The following is a 6,336-nucleotide window of genomic DNA, read 5'->3' on the forward strand; positions in this document are numbered from 1 at the left end:
GTCTTTCCCGAATATATATCGGAAATTTATATCTTTTTTAATATCGATCATAATTATTCCTCCTGTTATATATATTCGAAAAAAGATTGGATTTGTAAAAAAAAAAATTGCTGGATTTTTTCCAGCTACTTCTATTTTTATTACTGTTTTATAGGCGACAAATTCTATTAACATCATATGAATGCTTGAAGCCATTTTATCCATTTATAAATTGGTATTTGAGTTACTTTGTAAATTCAATGATTGCTCCACTTAAATTGAATAATATGTGCTTCATAATATAGTGTATTTTTTACAAGAATAAAGATAATAAACAGCCTAAGACAAATAGCCAAAGAATGAGTTTTATAAATAATTTGGTGGTTTTAAATATAATTTTAATAAATAAGATAATAAAAATAAGTGTTAAAATCAATTGCATATTTTTTCTTCCTTCTTTTTAGGGTAAAATAAAATCATGTTAAAGTATTTTTTCACGAATTGGAAAGACATTCCATCACAATATCAATGGAAGGCCTATAGTATCGGATACTGGATTTGGATTTTTATTTTAGTATCCCTTATTGTGATTATGGCAAAAATTTATAAAAAATCAAATCATAAGAATGAAATATTAAAAGGAATAGCTTTGTTGGTTGTTTTTCAGGAAATCTTAAAAGATATATTACACTACATGGCAGGTAGCTTAGAATTAGAACATCTTCCTTTTCATTTATGTGGTATCTCCATTTTCATGATTACCTGGCACGCTTTTTCCAAAAACAAACTCAATACTGAATTCATTTATGCTTTGACTTTACCAGGTGCTTTCATGGCTTTGGCTTTTCCAAACTGGACACAATATCCTATTATTCATTTTTCAAGTGTTAACAGCTTTACTATTCATGCGTGGTTAATTATGTATGTCGTGATTCAGTTATATGGAAAAACATTGAAACCTAATTTTAAAAATTTAAAATATACTTTTATTTTTACTCTACTTTTAATGATTCCAATTTATTTTTTAAATAAAACCTGGGGTACTAATTTCTTTTTCATTAACACGCCTAGTCCTGGTTCTCCTTTAATTGGTTTATATCAATTATTTGGAAATGGATATGTCGTTGCTTTGATTTTATTATTTATTATTTTATGGATATTAATGTATATTCCGTGGATGAAAACTTATGAAAATAAAGGCTATTCGAAAAATCGAAAACTATCGTAATTTGAGTCATCAATGTATTTATTTTGATGTACAAGTTAATTTTATAATTGGTGAAAATGATAGTGGAAAAACTAATATTTTAGAGTGTATTCAGCATTTTTTTATGAATCGTCACTTTTCTTCAAATGATTTTTATGATTGTTCAAAACCCATTGAAGTTACTTTTGAATTAGAAGATGGTTCTTTATTAACGGGAAGACAAGAATATAATTCGGATTTATTTTTTGATCGAATAGATGTATTGAATTCTATTCAGGTTTTCTTCATGGAAGAAAAAAAAGATTGTGATGAACAAGCTTATATTGATTCTATTTTTTATCAAATCCATAAAAAAGAATATAGTCTTTTGTTATTTGATGAAATTGAAAATCATTTGCATCCTTATAAACAAAGAAGCCTGATTAAGAAGATGGTACACTGCACTTCGTCTCAATTATTTATTGTGACGCATTCTCCGAATATATTATTGATGAATTATAAACAATTTATTCGTGTATATTTAAAAAATAATTCTCTTGCTATTGTTTCTGGTTCTACTATTCAGTTAGAGAATAAAGAACTTTATAAACATATGCTCCATAATTTTATGTATCTAAAAGAAGCCATGTTTTCTAAGTTAATCATTTTTGTGGAAGGTGATACAGAAAATGGGGCACTTCCTGTATTTGCTAAGAGAATGAATCTGGATTTAGATGAATATGGAATTGGGATTGTAAAATTAGATGGGGCTGAAAGTGTTCTTCGGTGTATGGCTTTATATAAAAAATTTGGTATTGATTCTTTAGCTATAATTGATCGAGATAAAGAAGAAAAATATAAAAATATGAATTCAATTTATTTTACACATGGCATGGATTTTGAAGAAGATATCTATGATAATTTTGATTTTTCTGATTATGTAAATTGTCTACAGGAAATTGGTGGGTATTCGTATTTTATGGATGTTTTTCAAAAAGAAAATATAGATGAAATGTCTTTTATGAAAAAGATGAAACAAAGTCAATTAAAGTATTTAAGAGAAAAGAAAAATGCTTTAAAAGGGTTAATTTTAGCATTAAAAGTGACACATATTCCATCTAGTTATTTTTGTCTTTTACAAGATGCGATTGACATGACATCTCCATAAAAATTGGTGTAAAATATATGTAGGAGGAAGTCTTATATGAATAATAAAGCAATGTATAATCTATCCTATGGATTATTTATTTGTACAGCTCGTGATGGAAGTAAAGACAATGGATGTATTGTCAATACTGTCAGTCAAGTCACTACTTCACCAAATCGAATTGTCGTTGCGGTTAATAAAAGTAACTATACACATGATATGATAATGAAAACAGGTGAATTTAATGTTTCAATTTTAACTGAAAATGCTTCATTTGATACTTTTAAGCATTGGGGATTCCAGTCTGGAAAAGATGTAGATAAAACAATTGGTATTGAATATTGTCGAAGTGAAAACGGAATCATTTATATTGCCAATCAAACCAATGCCTATATCAGTGCTAAAGTCTTATATCCTATTGAATTAGGAACACATACTTTATTTGTAGCCGATGTAACAGATTGTGAAGTATTATCTCAAGAACCATCTGTAACTTATTCATTCTATCAAAAAAATATTAAACCAAAACCTCAACCTGTTAAGAAAAAAGGATGGATTTGTACAATTTGTGGTTACATTTATGAAGGCGAAAACTTGCCGGAAGATTTTATTTGTCCTTGGTGTAAACATCCGGCTTCGGATTTCAAACCTCTATAAGAAAGGAGAAATCTATGAATTATTATGTATGTTCCCATTGCGGAAATATCATTGTTATGATCAAAGATACAGGTGTTCCTGTTATGTGTTGTGGGCAGCCTATGGATAAAATGACAGCCAATACAAGTGATGGGGCCTTTGAAAAACACGTTCCAGTTATAGAAGTCAATGAAAATGAAGTAACTGTACGTGTGGGTTCTGTAGATCATCCTATGTTAGATGTTCATTATATTGAATGGATTGCCATTGAAACAAAACAAGGTCATCAAATTAAGTATCTAAAACCGGGTCAAGAACCAAAAGCTGTTTTTACTTTAACTGATGGCGATGAATTAATTTGTGCAACAGAGCATTGTAACTTGCACGGATTATGGAAGAAAGATATTTAACATATTTTCACATGAAGATATGAAATTTTGAAGGAATTGTTTTTGTATTCTAACAATGAGCTTAGATAGCTCTGAAATCAAAAATTTTTTCATATTTATTCTCTCTTCTCAAACCATAAAGGGCTTCATAATAAAGCCCTTTTTATATGCCAAATAACATAGTCGAAATCATTGAAATGATACAGAAAATCCAGAATGTAATCATGGGTATGTTACAAAATGTGTTGCGAATTAATTCATCTGGAAAGATTGGTAAATCAATAGTTTTAGCTTTCTTGAAAATAATTACCAAAATAAACAAGGCACCTGTAATCATTGCTAAACTCATAATTCCATTAATGGCAGTGACTAAGCCATCGGATCCATAAAAATACAAAAACGTAATCAATAGTGCCCATGCATTGTTTATAAAGTGAATCAATATATTAATGGTCATAGTTTCGTATTTCAAAGAAAGATAGGCTAGAAGCATTCCCAGGCAAAATGTAAAGAAAAATTGTGTAATATCCTGATGCATAAGTGCAAATAAAAAACTGCTCACAAAAATCGCAAAGAAGCGATTGTATCGATCTAGTATTCGTAAAATAGCGCCTCGAAAGAAGAGTTCTTCAAAAACAGGGGCTACCACTAAAACTGAAATACTTAATGAAATATTTTCCAATATATTATAGCTAAGTTCTACATCAGCTGTATCCGTATATATACCAAATAATTCTTCTAACAGGCTCATCCCCATTCCATTGTATAAATTTAATCCTAGTATAATCAAAAAGGATATGGGTATTATTTTTTTCGGGAATTCAAATGAATTTAAGTTTTCTTGTTTTAATTGACAAGATTTTTTTAAATAAATACTTCCTGTTACTAAACTGACAATACTAATAATAATTAATGCGATATTTACAGATAAACCAGCATAAACAAATAAACCGGCTAGAAATCCAAGTCCTAGTTGAATTAGAACAACAAGCCATAAAGCATAGCTAATTCGTTTGCAATCTTGTTTCATATTATTCATGATATATCTCCTTTTTTTATTTTATCATATTTTCTATTTGAAAAGAGTATAATATATTTTGTGAATAGGCAGGTACTAATATGAACTATGATTTTCATTCAAAAATGAATCGTAAAGGCCATGATGCATTGGCTCTTGATTCTTATCCAACATATGGAACAAAAGTAAAAGAAGGATTTAGTGAGATTCCTATGTGGGTGGCCGATATGAATTTTCCAACTCTACCAAAAATTCAAGAATCCATTCAATCTCGATTAAATCAACCTCATTTTGGTTATTTTAATCCCAGTAAAGATTATTATAAATCCATTATAGATTGGCAAAAAAATAGAAACCAGGTGAATTGTCAAATTTCGAATATCCATTATGAAAACGGTGTCTTAGGCTGTTTAAGCAGTGCACTTCAAGCTTTAACGAGTCCAGGAGAAGCTATTTTAATTCACAGTCCAACTTATGTTGGTTTTACTCATGTATTACATGATTTAGGTCGAAGAATTATTCATTCGCCTATGTATTTAGATGAAAACAACATATGGCGCATGGACTATGAAAATATGGATGCTTTATGTAAAAAATATCACATTCATTTCGCGATTTTCTGTTCACCACATAATCCAACTGGACGAGTCTGGGAAAAAGAAGAAATTGAAAAAGCCATGGAAGTCTATAAAAACAATGATTGCATTGTTTTCAGCGATGAAATCTGGTCTGATATTTTATTGAATAGACATTCTCATATTCCAACACAATCCATAAACGAAGACGCCAGAAATAGAACCATTGCAGCTTATGCGCCTTCTAAAACTTTTAGTTTAGCTGGGCTAGTGGGTTCTTATCATATTATTTATAATTCTTCAATTATGGATAAGATTTTAAAAGTAAGTAATAGCACACATTATAATTCTCCAAATATTTTATCGGTTTATGCTTTAATGGGTGCTTATTCAAGGGAAGGAGAAATCTGGTGTGATGAATTGTGTCAGGTTTTATCAAAGAATGTAAACTATGCGATTTCTTTTATTCAAGATAACTTTAAAGGCATTCAGGTATCTAAGCCACAAGGAACATATATGTTGTATCTTGATTGTTCTTCCTATTTAAACCAACATCAAATGAAGCTAGATGCACTTCTTCAAAAAGGAATTGAAGTAGGTGTTTTGTGGCAAGATGGTCGTCCATTTCAAAAAGAAGATACCATTCGTATGAATTTAGCTCTTCCTTTTGATTGTGTCCAAGAAGCATTTGATCGATTGAAACAATTTGTGTTTTAAAAAGGAGATATAAAGTGAGTCAAATTATCAATGAACCAAAATATAAAAATAAACTTATTCAAGCCATCAGAGAACAATTAGAACATCGAGCTCTTTGGTTATATTTATTATGTGATGAAGCAAGAAAAAAAGGCTTAGATCCAAAAGAATTCGCCAGTGATGCGATAAAGCGTTGTGGATTATATCAAGGAAATCAATTAGTCAAAAAAGGAAATACAGATAGTTTGAAAGGACTCAAAAAAACTTTATTCACAAAACCGGCTCAATTCGTTTTTGAAATGGATGTCTTAAAATCAAATGATGACGAATTATTTATTGATTTTCATTATTGTCCTTTAGTAAAAGCATGGCAAAAAATTGGATGCAGTGACCAGGAAATTGCGATGCTTTGTGATATTGCGATGTGTGGAGACAATGGCATAGGAACATGTTATAACAGTGTTTTAGATTTACCAAAATGCATTGCAAAAGGCGATGATATTTGTTCGCTACGATATCATAAAAAATAAACATCCCACTCAATGTTTGGGATGTTTTTTATAGATTACACTAAACAATCATTTGATTTTGAAAGCCACTCTTTTACCTGGAATATACTGCATTCAACAAATGATGCGATTTTTTCTTCGCTCATTCCTTCTATTTTAAGTTTATAAGCTATTTTCATTTTTTCTTCAAGTTTTCCTTCG

General features: G+C 29.7%; 8 protein-coding genes. 6 read left to right on the forward strand and 2 right to left on the reverse strand.

Features of this window, described 5'->3' with window-relative positions; all coding sequences use genetic code 11:
- A partial coding sequence (locus tag ACI32A_RS07835) for a hypothetical protein (protein ID WP_439754491.1) occupies window positions 1-204 on the reverse strand: 204 nt, incomplete at its 3' end.
- A 253-nt stretch (window positions 205-457) separates the two neighbouring features.
- Between ACI32A_RS07835 and ACI32A_RS07840 the strand changes: the two genes are divergently transcribed.
- From ACI32A_RS07840 to ACI32A_RS07855, 4 genes are read left to right on the forward strand one after another with little or no spacing between them, the layout of a single operon-like run.
- Complete coding sequence (locus ACI32A_RS07840; protein ID WP_439754492.1) at window positions 458-1,207, forward strand: YwaF family protein; 750 nt, start codon at window positions 458-460, stop codon at window positions 1,205-1,207.
- Window positions 1,167-2,333, forward strand: coding sequence for an ATP-dependent nuclease (locus ACI32A_RS07845; protein ID WP_439754493.1), 1,167 nt, complete (start codon window positions 1,167-1,169; stop codon window positions 2,331-2,333). The genes ACI32A_RS07840 and ACI32A_RS07845 overlap by 41 nt, the downstream gene beginning before the upstream one ends.
- Before the next feature lie 36 nt (window positions 2,334-2,369).
- Window positions 2,370-2,969 (forward strand): flavin reductase, encoded by a 600-nt coding sequence (locus ACI32A_RS07850; protein ID WP_439754494.1) that lies wholly within the window; start codon window positions 2,370-2,372, stop codon window positions 2,967-2,969.
- Between the two features lie 14 nt (window positions 2,970-2,983).
- A complete protein-coding gene (locus tag ACI32A_RS07855) occupies window positions 2,984-3,358 on the forward strand; it encodes a desulfoferrodoxin family protein (protein ID WP_439754495.1) in 375 nt (124 codons plus the stop codon).
- A 142-nt stretch (window positions 3,359-3,500) separates the two neighbouring features.
- Here the strand turns inward: ACI32A_RS07855 and ACI32A_RS07860 are convergent, their stop codons facing one another.
- Window positions 3,501-4,376 (reverse strand): lysostaphin resistance A-like protein, encoded by an 876-nt coding sequence (locus ACI32A_RS07860; RefSeq protein WP_439754496.1) that lies wholly within the window; start codon window positions 4,374-4,376, stop codon window positions 3,501-3,503.
- A gap of 80 nt (window positions 4,377-4,456) precedes the next feature.
- On the opposite strand from ACI32A_RS07860, the gene ACI32A_RS07865 reads away from it, so the two are divergent.
- Together ACI32A_RS07865 and ACI32A_RS07870 are read left to right on the forward strand one after the other, a co-directional pair.
- On the forward strand, window positions 4,457-5,647 hold the full coding sequence (locus ACI32A_RS07865) for a MalY/PatB family protein (RefSeq protein ID WP_439754497.1): 1,191 nt from the start codon (window positions 4,457-4,459) through the stop codon (window positions 5,645-5,647).
- A gap of 14 nt (window positions 5,648-5,661) precedes the next feature.
- Complete coding sequence (locus tag ACI32A_RS07870) at window positions 5,662-6,156, forward strand: L-2-amino-thiazoline-4-carboxylic acid hydrolase (RefSeq protein WP_439754498.1); 495 nt, start codon at window positions 5,662-5,664, stop codon at window positions 6,154-6,156.
- Window positions 6,157-6,336: the final 180 nt, after the last annotated feature.

The organism is Floccifex sp. (genome assembly GCF_051873555.1).
GTDB lineage: Bacteria > Bacillota_I > Bacilli_A > Erysipelotrichales > Erysipelotrichaceae > Floccifex.